This window comes from Actinophytocola sp. (assembly GCF_036555685.1).
Lineage (GTDB): Bacteria > Actinomycetota > Actinomycetes > Mycobacteriales > Pseudonocardiaceae > Actinophytocola.
This window is the reverse complement of record NZ_DATBKY010000037.1, coordinates 29,072-47,022: the sequence shown is the minus strand read 5'-3', so window position 1 is coordinate 47,022 and position 17,951 is coordinate 29,072. Positions and strand designations below refer to the sequence as shown.

23 protein-coding genes are annotated in these 17,951 nt (G+C 71.8%); 14 read left to right on the top strand and 9 right to left on the bottom strand.

Features of this window, described 5'->3' with window-relative positions:
• The first annotated feature begins 251 nt into the window (after window positions 1–251).
• On the top strand, window positions 252–1,460 hold the full coding sequence (locus VH969_RS03960) for a flavin-dependent oxidoreductase (protein WP_331970487.1): 1,209 nt from the start codon (window positions 252–254) through the stop codon (window positions 1,458–1,460).
• Window positions 1,461–1,545: 85 nt separating this feature from the next.
• Entirely contained in the window at window positions 1,546–1,974 is a 429-nt protein-coding gene (locus tag VH969_RS03955) for an SRPBCC family protein (RefSeq protein WP_331970484.1), read from the top strand.
• Window positions 1,975–1,976: 2 nt separating this feature from the next.
• Here the strand turns inward: VH969_RS03955 and VH969_RS03950 are convergent, their stop codons facing one another.
• The 6 genes from VH969_RS03950 to VH969_RS03925 all read right to left on the bottom strand — a co-directional run bounded on the left by VH969_RS03950 (window position 1,977) and on the right by VH969_RS03925 (window position 6,499).
• Window positions 1,977–2,393 carry an OsmC family protein gene (locus tag VH969_RS03950; RefSeq protein WP_331970481.1) on the bottom strand — a complete coding sequence of 139 codons (417 nt, stop codon included), beginning with the start codon at window positions 2,391–2,393 and terminating at the stop codon, window positions 1,977–1,979.
• A 14-nt stretch (window positions 2,394–2,407) separates the two neighbouring features.
• Window positions 2,408–3,424, bottom strand: coding sequence for a zinc-dependent alcohol dehydrogenase family protein (locus VH969_RS03945; RefSeq protein ID WP_331970478.1), 1,017 nt, complete (start codon window positions 3,422–3,424; stop codon window positions 2,408–2,410).
• A gap of 15 nt (window positions 3,425–3,439) precedes the next feature.
• A complete protein-coding gene (locus VH969_RS03940; protein WP_331970475.1) occupies window positions 3,440–4,465 on the bottom strand; it encodes an aldo/keto reductase in 1,026 nt (341 codons plus the stop codon).
• 10 nt (window positions 4,466–4,475) lie between these two features.
• Window positions 4,476–5,180, bottom strand: coding sequence for a hypothetical protein (locus VH969_RS03935; protein ID WP_331970472.1), 705 nt, complete (start codon window positions 5,178–5,180; stop codon window positions 4,476–4,478).
• Window positions 5,181–5,200: 20 nt separating this feature from the next.
• A complete protein-coding gene (locus VH969_RS03930) occupies window positions 5,201–6,061 on the bottom strand; it encodes a hypothetical protein (protein WP_331970469.1) in 861 nt (286 codons plus the stop codon).
• A 222-nt stretch (window positions 6,062–6,283) separates the two neighbouring features.
• The gene (locus VH969_RS03925) at window positions 6,284–6,499 is read right to left on the bottom strand and encodes a hypothetical protein (RefSeq protein ID WP_331970466.1); all 216 of its coding nucleotides are present in this window, start codon (window positions 6,497–6,499) and stop codon (window positions 6,284–6,286) included.
• Window positions 6,500–6,515: 16 nt separating this feature from the next.
• On the opposite strand from VH969_RS03925, the gene VH969_RS34645 reads away from it, so the two are divergent.
• On the top strand, window positions 6,516–6,767 hold the full coding sequence (locus VH969_RS34645; protein ID WP_331970463.1) for a hypothetical protein: 252 nt from the start codon (window positions 6,516–6,518) through the stop codon (window positions 6,765–6,767).
• Between the two features lie 50 nt (window positions 6,768–6,817).
• Here the strand turns inward: VH969_RS34645 and VH969_RS03915 are convergent, their stop codons facing one another.
• Together VH969_RS03915 and VH969_RS03910 are read right to left on the bottom strand one after the other, a co-directional pair.
• A complete protein-coding gene (locus VH969_RS03915) occupies window positions 6,818–8,371 on the bottom strand; it encodes a class I adenylate-forming enzyme family protein (RefSeq protein ID WP_331970460.1) in 1,554 nt (517 codons plus the stop codon).
• Window positions 8,372–8,421: 50 nt separating this feature from the next.
• Window positions 8,422–9,027 (bottom strand): QsdR family transcriptional regulator, encoded by a 606-nt coding sequence (locus VH969_RS03910; protein ID WP_331970457.1) that lies wholly within the window; start codon window positions 9,025–9,027, stop codon window positions 8,422–8,424.
• Between the two features lie 97 nt (window positions 9,028–9,124).
• Here VH969_RS03910 and VH969_RS03905 point away from each other — a divergent pair, with 97 nt between their 5' ends.
• The 7 genes from VH969_RS03905 (at window position 9,125) to VH969_RS03875 (ending at window position 14,903) form a co-directional block, all read left to right on the top strand.
• On the top strand, window positions 9,125–9,874 hold the full coding sequence (locus VH969_RS03905) for an ABC transporter permease (RefSeq protein ID WP_331970454.1): 750 nt from the start codon (window positions 9,125–9,127) through the stop codon (window positions 9,872–9,874).
• 96 nt (window positions 9,875–9,970) lie between these two features.
• On the top strand, window positions 9,971–11,530 hold the full coding sequence (locus VH969_RS03900) for a cellulose binding domain-containing protein (RefSeq protein ID WP_331970451.1): 1,560 nt from the start codon (window positions 9,971–9,973) through the stop codon (window positions 11,528–11,530).
• Window positions 11,531–11,783: 253 nt separating this feature from the next.
• Window positions 11,784–12,335: a snapalysin family zinc-dependent metalloprotease gene (locus tag VH969_RS03895; protein ID WP_331970448.1), complete on the top strand. Its 552-nt coding sequence runs from the start codon at window positions 11,784–11,786 to the stop codon at window positions 12,333–12,335.
• A gap of 95 nt (window positions 12,336–12,430) precedes the next feature.
• Entirely contained in the window at window positions 12,431–13,006 is a 576-nt protein-coding gene (locus VH969_RS03890) for an ArsR/SmtB family transcription factor (RefSeq protein WP_331970445.1), read from the top strand.
• A complete protein-coding gene (locus VH969_RS03885) occupies window positions 13,003–13,884 on the top strand; it encodes an SRPBCC family protein (RefSeq protein ID WP_331970442.1) in 882 nt (293 codons plus the stop codon). Before VH969_RS03890 ends, VH969_RS03885 begins: the two co-directional genes overlap by 4 nt.
• A gap of 126 nt (window positions 13,885–14,010) precedes the next feature.
• Window positions 14,011–14,526 carry a GNAT family N-acetyltransferase gene (locus VH969_RS03880; protein ID WP_331970439.1) on the top strand — a complete coding sequence of 172 codons (516 nt, stop codon included), beginning with the start codon at window positions 14,011–14,013 and terminating at the stop codon, window positions 14,524–14,526.
• Window positions 14,523–14,903, top strand: a complete 381-nt coding sequence (locus VH969_RS03875) for a VOC family protein (protein ID WP_331970436.1) — start codon at window positions 14,523–14,525, stop codon at window positions 14,901–14,903. The genes VH969_RS03880 and VH969_RS03875 overlap by 4 nt, the downstream gene beginning before the upstream one ends.
• Here the strand turns inward: VH969_RS03875 and VH969_RS03870 are convergent.
• Window positions 14,900–15,550 carry a DsbA family oxidoreductase gene (locus VH969_RS03870; protein ID WP_331970434.1) on the bottom strand — a complete coding sequence of 217 codons (651 nt, stop codon included), beginning with the start codon at window positions 15,548–15,550 and terminating at the stop codon, window positions 14,900–14,902. The two genes, VH969_RS03875 and VH969_RS03870, sit on opposite strands and share 4 nt — an antisense overlap.
• A 189-nt stretch (window positions 15,551–15,739) precedes the next feature.
• Here VH969_RS03870 and VH969_RS03865 point away from each other — a divergent pair, with 189 nt between their 5' ends.
• Genes VH969_RS03865 through VH969_RS03850 form a run of 4 tightly spaced genes read left to right on the top strand, consistent with a single transcriptional unit; the run spans window position 15,740 to window position 17,941 of the window.
• Window positions 15,740–16,111, top strand: a complete 372-nt coding sequence (locus tag VH969_RS03865) for an STAS domain-containing protein (RefSeq protein ID WP_331970431.1) — start codon at window positions 15,740–15,742, stop codon at window positions 16,109–16,111.
• A gap of 48 nt (window positions 16,112–16,159) precedes the next feature.
• Window positions 16,160–16,543: an ATP-binding protein gene (locus VH969_RS03860; RefSeq protein ID WP_331970428.1), complete on the top strand. Its 384-nt coding sequence runs from the start codon at window positions 16,160–16,162 to the stop codon at window positions 16,541–16,543.
• 38 nt (window positions 16,544–16,581) lie between these two features.
• On the top strand, window positions 16,582–17,436 hold the full coding sequence (locus tag VH969_RS03855; RefSeq protein WP_331970425.1) for an SDR family oxidoreductase: 855 nt from the start codon (window positions 16,582–16,584) through the stop codon (window positions 17,434–17,436).
• Window positions 17,437–17,449: 13 nt separating this feature from the next.
• The gene (locus VH969_RS03850) at window positions 17,450–17,941 is read left to right on the top strand and encodes a hypothetical protein (protein WP_331970422.1); all 492 of its coding nucleotides are present in this window, start codon (window positions 17,450–17,452) and stop codon (window positions 17,939–17,941) included.
• Window positions 17,942–17,951 lie beyond the last annotated feature (10 nt).

Here is a 17,951-nt window from a genome sequence, read left to right as displayed (position 1 = left end):
ACCGCCAAAATGGCCACCCTGCTCACCTTCCAATCCAAACTCGACGCCACCCGCATCCAACGCGTCCCCGACCTCATGCTCGAGTTCGACGTCATCAAACAACCCATCGACGTCAAAAAGATGATCATCCCAACCGCACCGCTCAGCTGAGCGGCTGCGCAGACGGAACGACAACTGACCGGGCCGGTGGTCCCTTCCTTGACCAGGACGGAGCCACCGGTCCGTTCTTCAATAACGACCGGGGGAAGCCGATGAAGGTTCTCATCGCGGGTGCGGGCATAGGTGGTCTCACCACCGCGCTGCGGCTGCACCACGAAGGAATCGACTGCGCGGTATACGAGCAGGCCGACCAGATCAGGGAACTGGGCGTCGGCATCAACCTCCTACCGCAAGCGGTCGCCGAGCTCGCGGAGCTCGGCCTGCTCGAAGAGCTGGCCGACGCCGGGATCCGCACGCACGAGCTGATCTACGCCCACCGGCTGGGCGCGGAGATCAGCCGCATGCCGTGTGGCACGGCCGCGGGCTTCACGATGCCGCAGATCAGCGTGCACCGCGGGCGCCTGCAAGGTCTGCTGTACCGGGCGGTGGAGGCGCGGCTCGGCGCGGGCACGGTGCGCACCGGGCGCCGGCTCACGGAGTTCGACCAGGACGGAGACGGCGTGTGTGCCGTGTTCGGTGGCGAGTCCGTGCTCGGCGAGGTGCTCGTCGGCGCGGACGGCATACACTCCGCCGTCCGCGAGACGTTCTTCCCCGCCGAGGGTCCGCCGCGGTGGAACGGCGTGATGCTGTGGCGGGGCGTCACCGACTGGCCGGAGTTCGGCACCGGCCGGAGCGAGATCATCGCCGGCGGCCTGCTGAAGCTGGTGATCTACCCGATCGCGGCGGGTCGCATGCCGGGCACGAAGCTGACCAACTGGGCGATGTGCATCACGTCCGGAGACGCGGGCGGCCCGCCGCCGGTCCGTCAGGAGTGGGCGAAGCTCGCGAACCCCGCCGACCTGCGGCAGTACTTCGACCACTTCCACGTGCCGGACGTCGACCACCGCGAGCTGATCCTGGCAACCGAGCAGATCTTCGAGTTCCCGATGTGCGATCGGGACCCGGCACCGTACTGGACGCGGCACCGGGTGACCCTGCTCGGCGACGCCGCGCACCCGATGTACCCGATGGGCAGCAACGGCGCGGGCCAGGCGATCCTCGACGCGCGGAGCCTCGCCGACCACCTCGCCCGGCACGCGGACCCCGCGTCGGCGTTGCGCGCGTACGAGCTCGAACGGCTGCCGGCCACGAGCGAGGTGGTCCTCCGCAACCGCGTCGGCGGCCCGGAGCAGGTCATCGACGTGGTCGAGGACCTGGCTCCGGACGGGTTCGACCGGCTTGAGGACGTCGTCGACCCGGCGCGGCTGGAGGAGATCGTCGCCGAGTACCTCTCGTTGTCGGGCGCGAACCGGGCACGCTGAGCACCGCACGTCGGTCACATCCCCTCGTCGCGAGCCGTCATCGTCAATGACGGGCCCACCGCGACCGAGGTGACGAGGAGGAGCCATGGCGCCCATTGTGTCCACAATCGACATCGCCCGGCCGCCGGCCGAGGTGTTCGCGTACGTCACCGACCCGGCACGCTTCCCCGAGTGGCAGCGGGATGTCGTGCGCGTCGACGTGGCCGGGGACGGCCGCTTCACGACGATCCGCCGGTTCGCCCGCGCGGAGCGGACCACGACGCAGGTCGTGTCGTCGAACGATCCACCGCGATCGTGGTCGGCCCGCGGCGTGGACGGCCCGATCCGGCCCAGCGCGTCGGTCACCGTGGCACCGGCTGAGGGCGGGTCACGGGTGACGTTCGCGCTGGACTTCGAGGCGCACGGGCTCGGGGTAGCGCTCTTGCCCCTCGTCCGGCGGCAGGCCCGGCTCGGCGCACCGGTGAGCTACCGGAACCTCAAGCGCCTGCTGGAAGGTTCCCGCCAGGCCGACTGAGGTCAGGCGATCGTTGCCGTGATCGGGGTGCCGCGTTCGACCGTGCGGCTCACCGTGCAGAGCTTGTCGTGGGACAAGGCCACCGTGCGGGGTAGGACGGCTCGGGCCGCGTCGCCGGCGTCGCCTTCCGGGAAGAGGATCTCGAAGGTCACGGCGAGGTTTTCGATTCGGTTGCCGGTGTCGCGGTCGGAAACCTTGTCGCCGGTGACCGTGACCGTGAAGGAGGCCGGCTCGACGCGGCGGCTCGTCACCACGTCCGTGTCCGTCGCGGTGCAGGTGCCGATCGCCGCCAGCAGCAGCTCCACCGGCGTGAACGCGTCGCCGCCCACCGGCAGCGTGCCGCCCCGCGCGTTGTGCACGGTGTACTGCCCGACCGCGGTCCGCTCGATCCGTACCGATCTCTTCGTGTCCTCCGCCATGCCCGCCACGGTAGTCACGGCTCGATCACCGTGATGCCCGCCCCGGCGGCCGGCCGGTCCATGGCCGACAGCGCGTCCGGCGCCTCGGCCAGGCCGATCACCGAGCTCACCAGCCGGTCCGGCCGCAGGGCACCGGACGCGACGAGGCCGAGCATCGGCGGGTAGTCGCGCGCCGCCATCCCGTGCGTGCCGTGGATCGACAGCTCCCGCGCGACGACGAGGTCCATCGGCAGCGGCGGGGTCGACTCCGCGCCGAGCAGCAGCCCCGCCTGCACGTGCCGGCCGCGCCGGCGCAGGCAGCGCACCGACGCCACGGCGACAGCCGGCACACCGACCGCGTCGAGCGACACGTGCGCGCCACCGGAAGTCAACGACGGGATCGCCGCGGGATCGTCCACGGCGACAGCGCCCAGCGAGCGGGCCCGCGCGAGCGCCGCCGGCGCGACGTCGACCGCCACCACCCGGGCACCCAGCGCCACGCCGATCATCACCGCCGACAGGCCGAGACCGCCGCATCCGTGCACCGCGAGCCAGTCGCCGGGACGCAGCCCGCCGTGGGCGGTCAGCGCGCGGTACGCCGTCGCGAACCGGCAGCCGAGCGACGCGGCGGTCACGAAGTCGACCTCGGCCGGCAGCGCGACCAGGTTGAAGTCCGCCGCGTGGATCGCGACCCGCTCGGCGAACGAGCCGGGCCCGGTGAAGCCCGGCTGCGTCTGATGTGGACAGACCTGCGCGTCGCCGGCGCGGCAGAACGGGCATCGCCCGCAGCCGCACACGAACGGCACGGTCACCCGGTCCCCGGGGTGCCACCGCGTCACGCCCGCACCGACCGACGCGACGACACCGGCGAGCTCGTGCCCGGGCACGTGCGGCAGCGGCACCTGCTCGTGCCCGCGCCACGCATGCCAGTCCGACCGGCACACCCCCGTCGCGCGGACCTCGAGCACGGCGCCGCCCGACGGGCAGGCGGGCGCCGGCACGTCGGCGACGACCGGTGGCTCGCCGTAGTCCGCGTAGACGACGGCCCTCACCTGTCGATCACCAGGTCACGGTATGCCGGTGAGGTGCCGTGAGCGCTGGTCGACGCCGGGGCCGCCGTACGGGTAGTCGGCCACCAGCGGGGCGCTCGCGTCGGTGAGGAACTCCGTTTCCTTGGCGGTCAGGTGCAGGTCCGCGGCGCCGAGGTTGTCGTCGAGCTGCTCGAGGGTGCGGGCGCCGAGGATGACCGACGTGACGGCCGGGCGGCCGGCGACCCACGCGAGCGCAACCTGCGACATCGGCACGCCGCGGTCGTCCGCGACGTGGCGGACCGCGTCGATGATCCGCCACGTCCGCTCCTGCGCGTTGCGCGGGCCGTAGGCCTCCATGCCCCGCGCCGGGTCCTCGCCCAGCCGCGTCGCGCCGGACGGGGTCTCGTCACGGGTGTACTTGCCGGTCAGCCAGCCGCCGGCGAGCGGGGACCACGGCAGGATGCCGATGCCCTCGTTGACGCACACGTCCACGAGCTCGAACTCGATGTCGCGCACGAGCAGATTGTACTGCGGCTGCAGCGTCACGATCGGCGCCGCGCCGCCGGCGAGCAGCGCCGCCTTCTGCAGCTGCCAGCCGGTGAAGTTGCTGACGCCCGCGTAGCGGATCTTGCCGGTGCGCACGGCGTCGTCGAGGAAGCCGAGCGTCTCCTCGAGCGGGGTCAGCGGGTCCCACGCGTGCGCCTGGTACAGGTCGACGTGGTCCACGCCGAGGCGGCGCAGGCTCGCGTCGAGCGCGCGGCCGAGGTGGGTGCGCGACAGGCCCGCGTCGTTCGGCCCGTCGCCCATCGGGAAGCGGCCCTTGGTGGCGAGGACGACCTGGTCGCGCGCGCCCGGGCGGCCCGCGAACCACCGCCCGACGATCTCCTCGGAGCGCCCGGCCGAGTACACGTCCGCGGTGTCGACGAAGTTGCCGCCGCGTTCGAGGTACCGGTCGAGCTGCGCGTGCGCGACGGCCTCGTCGCTCTCCTTGCCGAACGTCATCGTGCCGAGGCACTGCGCGGACACGACCGTGCCGGTGCTGCCGAGGGTGCGGTACTCCATGACAGCGAAACTACCCGCAGGCGATGCCGTCCTTGTCCGGGTCGAGGTTGTAGACGTCCTCGCCGACCACCCGGATCGGCCCGGTCACGAACACGGGGCCGGTGCCCTCGCCGGCACAGTCCACATCGTCCGCGCGCGGCACGCAGGCGCCGCGGTAGTTCGGGTCGCACATGCGCGCCGTCAGCGGGTCCGTCGTGGACGAGGACGTCGCGGTCACCGACACGCCGCCGTCCGTCCGCGGCGTCCTGTTCGCGTCGAGCACCGCGAGCAGGGATGCCATCGCGACGACCACCACCGCGGCCGCCGCGAACCACGCCAGCCCGGAGCCACGCCGGCGCCGCTCGGCCGGCGGTGCGGCGGGCGGCGTCCACCGGGGCAGCTGCAGCATCACCCCGAGCCCGGCCGGCGTCTGCTGGACGACCGCCACGCAGCCTGGGCGCCCGCCGGTCTGGCTCACGCCCCGCAGCAACGACGCGTACCGCTGCGAGATCAGCTCGGTGAGCTCGCCGATCCGGCGGCCGTCGAGCCGGACCTCGATCACGCGGTGGCCGGAGTGATTGACGCACCACGCCAGCTCGACGGCGATGTGCCGCCGTTCGCCGGGGTCCACGTGGTAGCGGGCCAGCGCGTACTGGTGGTGTTTCTCGTGGCTGACGGCGACGAACACCTCGCCAGGCAGCATGGCGAGGCCGGCCGCCGAGTTCTCGACTGACACTTCGTCCCCCGATCCCCGAACTACTCGCAGGCGACGCCGTCGCCATCCCGGTCGAGGTCGTACACATCGGTGCCGACCACCTCGACCGGACCGTCCACATAGGCGGGACCGTTGCCGCTTCCGCCCGCGCAGTCGACGTCGCTGGCCACGGGGACACAGCCCGTGTAGTTCGGGTTGCAGTTGGGTTGCGGAGCAGGTTTCGGCGTCGCCGGCGGGGGCACGACCGGCTTCGGAGTGGTCACCTGCGGCTTGGGCTTCGGTTTCGGTTTCGGTTTCGGTTTCGGCGCGACGGTCGTGGTGGTCGTCGTGGTGGTGGTCGTCGGCGCATGCTCGGTGGTCGGCACCGGCTCGGTCGTGGTGACCTGGGTGGATCCGCTCGTCGCGGCCGGATCGTCGATGTTGCTGCCGATGATCCCGAGCACGACGATCACGGCCGCCACGCTCGCCGTGATCCAGGCGAACCGGTGGCCGCGCTTGGGCTGCTGCCCGGGCGGCACCGGCGCGGCGGGTGCCATGACGAACGTCTGCGCGTCCGCGCGGGGCAGGCGGAGCACGATCTCCAGGCCCTTGGCGGAGCGCCGGACGTACGCCTCGCAGCCGGGCCGGCCGGTGACCTGCCGCAGCAACGGGGCGTACCGCTGGGACATCGCGTAGGTCAGCTCGCCGACCCGCCGCCCGTCGAGGCGGACCTCGATCACGCGCTCGCCGCGGTACTTGCCGGACGGCACGGTGGACCAGCCGAGCTCGACGGCGACGTGCCGCTGCTGACCAGGCGCGACGTCGTACCGGGCGAGCGTGACCTGGTGCTGCTCCTCCCGGGTGACCGTCACGGTGACATCGCCGGGGAACATGCTCAGACCCGCAGCCGAGTTCTCGATCACGACGCACTCCCCAGAACGGCGAACGATGCCACCGCCTCAATCGGCGTGCCGAGAATTCCGTTACTTCTACTTCACCCCGGCCACCCGCCGGGGCCAGCTCGCCGCGCGAGCGGACGCCGAGCGCGGTGAAGAAATCGCGCAGGTGGTGGTCGACGGTGCGGCGGCTGATGACCACGGCGCGGGAGGCGCGGAGGTAGCCGCTCAGGCGGCGGACCTCGCCGGTCAGCAGTAGGGCTTGGGACGGGTCCGCCGGGTGTGCGGCGGCGTCGTCAGCTCGTGGGTGGCCACCGACGGTTCGCCGTCTCGCAGTTCCATCTCACCGTGCGGCAGGGCCACCTCGCCCGGGTCGGCGCCGGACGCCCGCGACGGCAGGGCCCGGGCCCAGCCCGGGCGTCCCGCCTGCCACGCCTGGCGGGCGGCGACGAGCAGACGGGACACCCGGAGTCCTGTATGGATGGTCAGCGCCGCGGCGCGTTCGAGGATCGCCGCCGCGGTCAGCTGGTCGGCGGCCGGCGATGCGGCGAGCTCGTCGGCCAGGGTGGCGCTCGAGCCGGGCAGCAGGCCGATGCCGGGAAGCAGGGTGTCCAGCGAGCGCCTCGAAGCCGGTCTTGTCCAAGGCGTCCAGCAGCGCCGTCTCGCCCATCCCGGCCTCGCCGTGGACCACCACGCAGCCGCCCGAACCGGCCCGGGCGGCGGACAGCAGTGAGCGCGGCCGGCGAAGCTCGGCGCCCCGGCCGTGCGGCACCGCACCGCCGGTCACGACAACCGGCTCCGCAGCTCGCGCTTGAGGATCTTGCCGGCGGCCGACACCGGGATCGAGTCCACCAGGTACACGTCCCGCAGCTGCTTGTACGGCACGACCTGGTCGTTCACCGCCGACATCAGGGCCGACGCGGACACCGACGGGCCGGCCGGCACGACGAACGCCACCGGCAGCTCGCCCACCGACTCGTCCGGCTTGCCCACCACCGCCGCCACCACGACGCCGGACTGCGCGGCCAGCAGCTCCTCCAGCTCGCGCGGATACACGTTGTACCCCTTGTACAGCAGCATGTCCTTCATGCGATCCACAATGGACAGATAGCCGTCCTCATCGAGGACGCCGATGTCGCCCGTGTGCAGCCAGCCGTCGACGAGCACCTCGGCCGTCGCGTCCGGACGGTTGTGGTAGCCGGCCATCACCTGCGGGCCGCGCACGCACACCTCGCCGCGCTCCCCCGGCGCCGACGCCCCGTCGATGCGCACCTCGGTGTCGAACACCGGCACGCCGACGGTCCCGACCTTCCGCACGCCGGACCGGTGCGCCGGCCCGGCGGTCGCGCCCATCGTGACCTCGGTCAGCCCGTAGCCCTCGCTCACGGTCGCGTCCGGCGCCAGCGCCTTGAGCCGCTTGATCATCTCCAACGGCATCGGCGCCGCTCCCGAGGAGATCGCGCGCACCGACGACAGGTCGCGCGTGTGTACGTCCGGACACGCCAGCAGCGCCGCGAAGAGCGCGGGCGCACCACCGATCGACGTGACGCGCAGCCGTTCGGCGTCCGCCAGGTACGCCGCCGGGTCGAGGCGGTCGTGCAGATGTGCCGTGAACCCGGCGAGCACCAGCGCGTTCAGGCCGGCGATCGTGCCCATGGCGTGGAACCACGGCGTCAGGTTGATCGCGACCGCCGTGCCCAGCCGGGTCGGCCACTCCGCCTCGCTGCCGACCTGGTCGATGACGAGGCCGCCCTCGCCGTCCAGCGCGGGCAGCGCACCCGCGCCCCAGCATGCGTATTGCAACGAGTTGATCACGACGTTGCGATGCGGGAGGCGCACGCCCTTCGACTCGCCGGTCGTCCCGCCGGTGTACGCGAGGTGCGCGAGGTTCGTCTCGAGGTCCAGGTCGACCGCGGGCGGCACGACCGGCTGCCCGGCGCAGATGCCCGGCACGTCGGCGGCGGTCACGGTCAGCACCGCGCCGGCGTCGGCGACCTGCCGGGCGGCGACCGGCTCCGGCAGCAACGGGTTGACGGGCACGAACACCGCGCCGGCGAGCAGCGTGCCGTAGTAGGCCACCGGGTACTCGAGGCAGTTCGGCATCCGCAGCGCCACGCGGTCCCCTGTGGACAGTCCGCGGGCGAGCAGGCCGTGCGCGAACTGGGCCGCACGCTCGCCCAGCTCGGCGTAGGTCATCGATTCCGCGCCCCGCGCGAAGGCCACCCGGTCGCCGTACCGGCGCGCCGAGCCGGCGATGATCGCGCCTGCCGGAACCTGGGGGTAGTCGAGGGAGTCGGGCAGGCCCGGGGGCCAGTTCCCGGCGGTGCGAACCGACATCGGGCCTCCTCAGTGAGCGCCCTGTCGATGGAACACCACCGCGAAGTGTTTCACAAGAGCTGCTGCTCGTGCGCGGGCACGCGTCCTTCCACGAGGGCCGCGAGCAGCGTCGAGGCCGCGGCCAGGTCCGGTGCGCGAGAAGCGAGAACGTCGGAGTAAAGGAACGCCTCGCCGAGTCTCACGATCGCGTAACAGAGACTGTCCAGGCTGACGGCCGGGACGAACCCGCCGTCGTCCACGTCGCGGCGCAGCAGCTCGATGTGCGCGGCCATGACCCGCGGCTGCACGCGGCCGTGCGGGTCGGTGAGCACCCGGATCGCGAGCGTCGGCTCGTCGTCGAGCAGCCGCCGGAACCCCTCGTTGCCGGCGATGGCCTCCCGGTACTGGCGCATCACCGCGAGGCAGCGCAGCTCGCCGGCGGGGTCGCGGACGGCGTCGCCGTGCGCGGCGGCCCAGTCGCGGATGGCGGCGGCCATCGTGCGGTCGGCCATGTACCAGAGCGCGTCGCCCATCAGGTCCTCGCGGTTGCCGACCCGGCGGAACAGCGTGCTGCGGGAGATCCCCACCTCGGCGGCCAGCGTGCGGGTGTCCAGGCGGATGCCGCGGCCGATCCAGTGCGCGGCGGTCCGCACGATCTCCTCGGGGGTTGGACTCACAAAGCCAGAGCGTACGTCCGCAACGCCCGGCTCGGGCTCCCCGCGCGGCTCGAGACCGGCGATTCCACCGATGCGCGAGCACCGCCACACTGAGCCGATGGACGGGCAGAACATCGTCGTCGGGTGGCCCCTGGCCGTCGTGCTCGTGCTGCTCGCCGCCGTCGGCACGCTCGTCGTCCGGCTCGGGCGCATCGACGGTTGGCGGCCGGTGGCCACGGCGGCCGTCCGCGCGGCGGTGCAGCTCGCGGTGGTGTCGCTGCTGATCACGGCCGTGCTCGCCTCCGGGTGGCGTACCGCGGGATTCGTGCTGCTGATGTTCGCCATCGCCGCGTTCACCTCCGCCGGGCGGATCGCGCGGGCCGGGCTGCGCGCCACGATCCGGCACATGCCGGGGCCGGCCGCCTCGATCGCCGCCGGGGTGGCGCCGGTGCTTGCCATGCTGCTCGGTGCCGGGATCGTCCCCGCGAAGCCCGTCGCGGTCATTCCGATCGCCGGGATCCTCATCGGGGGCGCCATGTCCGCCACCTCGCTCGCCGGCCGCCGCGCCCGCGACGAGCTGCACGCCCGCCGCGGCGAGTACGAGGCCGCGCTCGCCCTCGGGTTCCCCACCCGCGACGCCGCACTGCTGGTCACCCGGCCGTCGGCGAACCAGGCGCTCGTCCCCGTGCTCGACCAGACCCGCACGGTCGGGCTCGTCACGCTGCCCGGCGCGTTCGTGGGTGTCCTGCTCGGCGGCGGCGACCCCGTCCAGGCCGGCGTCACCCAGCTCGTCGTCCTCGTCTCGCTCCTCGCCATCGAGGCCGTCGCCGTCCTGGTGACCATCGAGCTCGTCGCACGCACACCTTGATTGGTCCAGACCTTGTGGTGCCCGCTGGTCTAGACCACACTGCTCCTAGCGAGGTGGATGTTCACGGGGACCCTGCAACCCTGCGCGAGGAGACCGATGTCCACGATCCGAAGACGCGTACCCGTACTGCTGATCGCGCTCGCCACGGCGATCCTCGGCCTGAGCGTGGTGCCGGCGGCCGCCGCGCCAGGGCTGACCGCGACCTTCACGAAGGTGTCCGACTGGGGCACCGGCTTCGAGGGCAAGGTCACCGTCGCCAACGCCTCGTCCACCGCGCTCAACGGGTGGACCGTCGAGTTCGACATGCCGTCCGGGTTCGCCGTCGGCACCTTCTGGGACGCCCAGCACACGGCATCCGGCCAGCACCACACGTTCCGCAACCCGAGCTGGGCGCCGGCCCTGGCCGCCGGCGCGTCGACGACGTTCGGCTTCAACGGCAGCCCCGGCAACTTCCCGGGCATCCAGAACTGCCGGTTCAACGGCGACCCGTGCGACGGGACCGGCGGGAACCCGGGCGCACCCGCTACGCCGGCGAACCTCCACGTCACCGGGACGACGAACGCGTCGATCTCGCTGGCGTGGAACGCCTCGGGCGGCACGGTCACCGGCTACCGCGTGTACGAGGGCTCGACCGTGCGCGCCACGGTCACCGGCACCAGCGCGACGGTCGGCGGGCTCGGCAGCTGCACCTCGCACAGCTACACGGTCGCCGCGTACAACGGCAACGGCGAGTCCGGCCGCAGCGGGGCGGTCTCCGCGACGACGACCGGCTGCACCCAGCCGTCCGGCGGCCGCGGCGCGCCGTACCTGTACCTCGGCTGGGGTAACCCACCCGCGCCGGGCACGGTGATGTCCGCGACCGGCATCCGCTGGTTCACGATGGCGTTCGTGCTCTCCGGCGGCGGCTGCTCGCCGGCGTGGGACTCGGCCCGGCCGCTCACCGGCGGTGTCGACCAGCAGACGATCAACGCGATCCGGGCGGCCGGCGGTGACGTCGTGCCGTCGTTCGGCGGCTGGCAGGGCAACAAGCTCGGCCCGAACTGCTCGACCCCGCAGGCGCTCGCCGGCGCGTACCAGCAGGTGATCAACGCCTACGGGCTCCGGGCGATCGACATCGACATCGAGAACACCGACGAGTTCGAGAACGACACCGTGCGGAACCGGATCCTCGACGCGCTGAAGATCGTCAAGCAGAACAACCCCGGCCTCCAGACGATCGTCACCTTCGGCACGACCACGACCGGGCCGAACTTCTACGGCAACCAGCTGATCGACCGGGCTGCGGCGATCGGGGCCAACATCGACGTGTTCACGATCATGCCGTTCGACTTCGGCAGCTCGAACGTCTACAACGACACGGTCAACGCGTCGGAGGCGCTCAAGAACAAGCTGAAGTCCGCGTTCGGCTGGTCCGACGCGACGGCCTACCAGCACATGGGCATCTCCGGCATGAACGGCCTGTCCGACCAGCAGGAGCTGACCAGCACGGCGACCTGGACACAGATCCGCGACTGGGCCAAGAGCCACGGCCTCGCGCGGCTCGCGTTCTGGTCGGTGAACCGCGACCGCGGCTGCCCGGGCGGCGGCGTGGTGTCCAACTGCAGCGGGATCGCCCAGTCCGACTGGGATTTCACCCGCATCACCGCCGGCTTCTGAGCCGGCCGGACGAGCCCGGGGCGGCCTTCCCTGCGGGTCGCCCCGGCGCTTGTCCATTGAGGACCGTATGCGGAACACCGCATCCTTCCAAAGCAGTTACATGTTGTCAATGGTCAGCTACAAGTGGTAATTCACCAACCTTTCGACCCTACGAAAGTTGGTGCCGTCGCGCCCGTGAGCCCTCCTAACGTCGCCTTCGAGCCCATCACTCTGGGCTTTCCTGCAATTACTCGTGAGGGCGAAGGAGTGCTTGATGTTGAAGAAGACATTCCTGTCCGTCGCCGTCGGGGCCGCGATGATCTTTGCGCCGCTGACTGCCGGGCAGGCCGCCGCCGAAACCAGTAGCGCCGGCGACGTCCACGCCGCCGCGACGACGGTCTGCTACGAGACCTCCGGAGCGCCGAGCTTCGTGAGCGCCATCAACCAGGGCGCGGCGAACTGGAACGCCTCGGTCAGCAACGTGCGGCTCGTGAACAACCCGTCGTGTGCGACGCTGTCGTACTACGAGGGCAACGACCCCCAGGGTTCGTACGCCTACACCGACGGCCACGGCAGCGGCTACATCTTCATCGACTACACGCAGGCCCAGCAGTACTACATCGTGCGGATCACCGCGCACGAGACCGGTCACGCGCTCGGCCTGCCGGACCACTACTCCGGGCCGTGCTCGGAGCTGATGTCGGGTGGCGGCCCCGGCCCGTCGTGCACCAACGCGTACCCGAACGGCGACGAGATCGGGCGCGTCAACAGCCTGTGGGCCAACGGCTTCAAGGCGGCGCGTGGCGAGATGAAGAAGGTCTACTGATTCACTGAGCGGACGAACGGCGGTCGCCTCCGGGCGGCCGCCGTTCCTTCGGTCCCATTGACAAAATCTGTTTTTACGTACAAAAATGTTCTCTCGTGAAGGACGTGCTCTACCTCGACGACATCGAGCAGGCCGAGGCCCTGCTCAAGCCGGCGCGCGTCGACGTGCTGCGCAGGCTCGCCGAGCCACGGTCGTGCACCGAGGTCGCCACCGAGCTCGACCAGACCCCGCAGCGGGTCTACTACCACGTGAAACGGCTGGTGGACGCCGGTCTCGTGGAGCAGGTGTCGGAACGGCGGATCCGCGGCATCAACGAGGGCCTCTACCAGGCCACCGCGCACGCTTACTGGCTCTCGCCCCGCCTCGTCGGCCGCATCGGCACGCGGCAGACGCGAGACCAGCTCAGCCTCGGCTACCTGCTCGACCTCATGGAGGAGGTGCAGGGCGAGGTGGCCGCACTCGACGAGACGGCGGGCACGGGGCTCGCCGGCGACCTGCCTTCGATCGGGGTGTCCGGCGAGATCCGGGTCGCCCCGCGACGTCGCCAGGAGTTCCTCGACGACCTGCGCGACACGCTCCAGAACCTGTTCGCCCGCTACGGCGGGGACGAGGGTGACGCCTTCCGCGTCGCGCTCGCCTGCTACCCGACCTACCCGAAGGAGACACCATGACCGAGCCACTGCGCCTGCGGGCCCGCGTCGACGCGCCGCTCGACGAGGTGCGCCGCGCGCTCACCGACGCCGCCGCGCTGCGGGTCTGGCTCGCCGAGCACGCCGAGACGGACCTGCCCGACCGCTACGAGTTCTGGGGCCGGTACACGCCCGACGGCGCGGCGCCGCACCAGCGCGTGCTGCACGCCGACGACCGCACCATCCGTCTGGAGTGGACGGTCAACGGGACGGCCACCACGGCGGAGCTCGCGATCGAGCCGGAGACCGACACCAGCACGCTGATCTCGGTGTCGCAGAGCCATGTCGACTGGCGCGAGGCCGTCCAGGAGACCGGGCTCGCGGTGCTCAGCACGTTCTGGTCGCTCGCGATCGCGAACCTCGTCGCCTACCTCGAAGGCCGCGAGCTGCCGCCGCGGTGCGACTACTCCACACGGGAGATGGACGCACACATCGACATCGCCGCCACACCCGCGCGGGTGTGGGAGGCGCTGATGGACCCGGACATCTTCCAGCGCTGGTTCGGCGCGCGCATGGAAGTCGAGCCACACGTCGGCGGGCGGTGGGCCATGGGTGGCTTCGACAGCGGCGCGGAGCACGCGAAGATCGTCGAGCTGACGCCGGAACGCCGGGTGACCATGGAGTTTCACGACATGGTGTCCACCTGGGAGCTCGAGGGCGCCGCGGGAAAGACCCGGCTGACGTTCGTGCAGAGCGGGTTCGACGAGCCGCCGTACGCGGGCTGGGCCGGCTGGCTGGGCGGCGTCGCGGAGCTGCGCCGCTTCCTCGAGATGCCGGACTGGCGGCCGATGTGGCTGCACGTCGAGATGCCCGGCGTCCCCGCCGACATGATCACCATCGAACGAGGGCCGGAACACTAGCGCGCCGCGCGGCGCGGTCCGCGCCGGACCGCGCCGTGCCGGCGTTCGCGTGCCGCGATGACTCAGCTGACTCATTGGCTGAGCACATCGCCCGCGGCCGTGCGCCGGGTCCGCCACAATGGCCGGATGATCCGCCCGGCGCGCCCCGACGACCTGCCCGAGTTGCAAGACGTGGAGCGCGCCGCGGGCCTGCCGTTCCGCGGCATCGGCATGGACGCGGTGGCGGAGGACGACCCGCCGGCGGTCGACGAGCTGGCGGCATACCAGGCGGCCGGCCGCGCGTGGGTGTTCGCGGACCCGGATGACCGCCCGGTGGCGTACCTGCTGGTGGCAATCGTGGACGGGCACGCGCACATCGAGCAGGTGTCGGTCCGCCCCGAACACGCACGACGCGGCATCGGCCGGCAGCTCGTCGAGGTCGCGCGCGAGTGGGCGCAGGCGCGGGACCTGCCGTCGCTGAGCCTGACCACGTACGCCGACGTCCCGTGGAACGGCCCGTACTACGAGCGCCTCGGCTTCTCGGTCGTCCCCGAGGACGAGCTGTCCCCGGGGCTGCGCGCGATCCGAGCCGCGGAAGCGGCCAAGGGCCTCGACGCGTGGCCCCGGGTCGTCATGCGGCTGCGCCTAGGATCCGGCGCATGAGCTGCCGAATCACCGAACTGGTGCTCGAGTGCGTGGACGTGGAGAAGCAGGCCGCCTTCTGGGCGGCGGTGCTCGGCTACGTCGAGGTCGATCGCGAGGAAGGCGCCATCGAGATCGGGCCGCCCGGGATCGGCTTCGGAGGGCCGCAGCCGACCATCATCCTCAGTCCCAATTCCGAGCCCAAGCACGCGAAGCCGCGGCTGCACATCGACGTGAACGCGACCGACCGCGACCAGGACGCGGAGCTCGCGCGGCTCCTCGAGCTGGGCGCGCGGCCGGCCGACGTGGGACAGACGGGCGAGGAGAGCTGGCACGTGCTCGCGGACCCGGAGGGCAACGAGTTCTGCCTGCTGCGCCGCCGCGTGGATCCGGTCTAAGCGGCGGCCTCCGTCCAGGCGCGGGTCAGGGCCGCGCCGAAGATCTCCACCGACTGCGCGCCCGACACCAGATACCGGCCGACGAAGACGAACGCGGGCACCGCGCGGATGCCGAGCTGCCGGGCGAGCGCCTCGTCCTCGCGGACCTCCGCCGCGAAGTCGTCGCGGGCGAGCAGGCCCGCGACGGCGTCCGGGGCGAGGCCCGCGTCGGCGGCGAGATCCAGCAGGACCTCGGGGTCCGACAGGTCCGCCGCCTCCGACGTGTACGCGCGCATCAGGCCCTCGCGCATGGCGTCGCCCGCGTCGATGCTGTCCGCGAGGTGCATCAGGCGGTGCACGTCGAACGTGTTGACCGGCCGGGCCTCGGCGAGCCGGTAGGCCAGGCCGTCGGCCGCGGCGAGCGACGTGACGTGCTCGAGCGACTCCTCGACTTGTGCCTCGGAGAGCCCCATCTTGGCGCGCAACATGTCGGGCACGAGCACGTCGCTGCGCGCGGGAGTGCCCGGATCGAGCTCGAAGCTGCGCCAGCGGACGCGAACCGCGTCCCGGTGGTCGAACTTCGCGAGCGCCACCTCGAACCGCCGCTTGCCGAGGTAGCACCAGGGGCAGACGACATCGGACCAGATGTCGACGGCGATCTCGTTCACGCTTCAACAATAAGGCAGCGTCTCCCCCGCGGGGGTGGGATCCGCCGCTTCGTGTTTGGGTGCTGTGACCTGTGGCTATCCAGATCTTGAGCGGTATCGGCCGTCTCGCGTTTGAAGGGTGCGCTCAAGTGGTATCTCCGTGGCCATGTGGCTTCTGACGTGCATGTCCAACGGCAAGGCGGTGAGACGGTGAGTGCTGCTGCTCGTGCGGAGAGTGCGGTACCGGAAGGGTTCTCGGTGCAGGCCGAGGACGTCGGCGACGCGGTCGTGTTGAGCGTGATCGGTGAGGTCGACATGGGGACCGCGCCCGTGCTGGAGGAGTCGATCAAGGAAGCGCTCAAGCGTGACCCGGGAGTGCTGGTCGTGGACCTGAGCAGGGTCGACTTCCTGGCGTCGGCGGGGATGAGCGTGCTCATCGGCGGCAATCAGCAGGCCGGCGAGGCGACGAGCTTCCGACTGGTGGCGGCCGGCAGTGCGACGCTGCGCCCGATGGAGCTCACCGGCATCGCCTCGGAGTTCGCCATCCATCCCACCCGCGACCAGGCTCTCGCCGGGGGATGAGTCGTGAACCAGGGGCGGACACAACTCGACGACGTTCAGGAGGGCGATTTGCACATCCGTGTACCGGCCGTCGCCGGCCGGCTCACGGGACTGCGGCACGCGCTCGCCGAGTGGGCCGAGCGGTGCGGGCTCGCACCGGAGGACCGTGAGGCGTTGACGCTCGCCAGCTACGAGGCCATGGCCAACTCCGTCGAGCACGCCTATGCGGGGCAACTGCAGGGCGTGCTCGACCTTCGTGCGGAACGCGATCCCGCGGAGCGGCGCGTGATCGTCACCGTCACGGACTACGGGCAGTGGAAGCCGCCGCCGAGCGACCCGGGCACCCGCGGGCGCGGGCTCCCGCTCATCCGCGGGCTGACTCCGGACTCGGCGATCCGGCCGTCCGCGAACGGCACCACGGTCAGCCTGTCCTGGCCGCTGCCGGGCGACTGAGTCCGGTTCGCCGCGCCGTCGCCGGGTAACCGGGCGGCATGGCTGAGACCGAGCAACCACCGCAGACCCAGGAACCGCCGGGCCGTACCGGTGAGATGGCACCCGAGCCGCACGACGAGATGGCCGGCTACGAGGGCCGTGACCTGCTCAAGCACCGCCGTGCGCTGATCACCGGCGGTGACTCCGGCATCGGCCGAGCGGTCGCGATCGCGTTCGCCAAGGAAGGCGCGGACGTCGCGGTGGCCTACCTCGAAGAGCACGACGACGCCAAGCACACCGCCGAGCTCGTACGTGCCGAGGGCCGGATGTGCGAGCTGATCCCCGGCGACCTCGCCGACCGCGCCCACTGCGCGGAGGTCGTCGAGCGGGCCGTCGCCGCGCTCGGCGGCCTCGACATCCTCGTCAACAACGTCGCCACCCAGCAGCCGGTCGACTCGCCCGGCGACCTCACCGAGGAGCAGTGGACGCACACGTTCGACGTCAATATCCACAGCTACTTCCGGGTCACCGCGGCCGCCCTCCCGCACCTGTCCGAGGGCGACGTCATCGTCAACACCGGCTCGGTCAACGGGCTGCGCGGCAACAAGACGCTGATCGACTACTCGGCCGCCAAGGGCGCGGTGCACGCCTGGACCTACTCGATGGCCCAGGCCCTCGTCGACCGCGGGATCCGGGTCAACTGCGTCGCGCCGGGTCCGGTGTGGACACCGCTCATCCCGGCCACGTTCCCGCCCGAGAAGGTCGCGAAGTTCGGCGAGAGCGTGCCCTACGGCCGCCCGGCGCACCCGGACGAGATCGCGCCGTCCTATGTGTTCTTCGCGGCGAACCAGCTTTCGTCGTACTACACCGGCGAGGTGCTGGCCCCGCTCGGCGGCGAGACGACCCCCGGCTGAGCGGAGGCAGCAGATGACCACCACGACGAGAACGGCACAGCTGCTCGAGGTCTACCTCAACGACCACCTGGCCGGCGCCACGGCCGGGGCCGGGCTCGCGCGGCGGCTCGCGGACTCGGAGTCCGGCTGGGCGCCCGGGCTCGGCCGGATCGCCGGCGAGATCCACGACGACCGCTCGGCACTGCTGGAGCTCATGCGGCTCCTGGACGTGCGGCTGCAGCGCTACAAGTCGGCGATCGCGTGGGTCGGCGAGAAGGCCGGGCGGTTCAAGCCCAACCGGCACCTGTTCACCCGCTCGCCGCTCAGCCGGGTCATCGAGCTGGAGATGCTGCGGCTCGGCGTCGAGGGCAAGGCGGCCGCGTGGCGCACGCTGCGCGAGGTCGCGGAGACCGAGCCTCGGCTGCCGGTCGCGCGGCTGGAGGCGCTGGACGCGCGGGCACGAGCGCAGATCGAGGAGCTGGAGGCACTGCGGGTGCGGGCGGTCGCCGAGGCGCTGGCTCCCTGAGCCGGCCCCG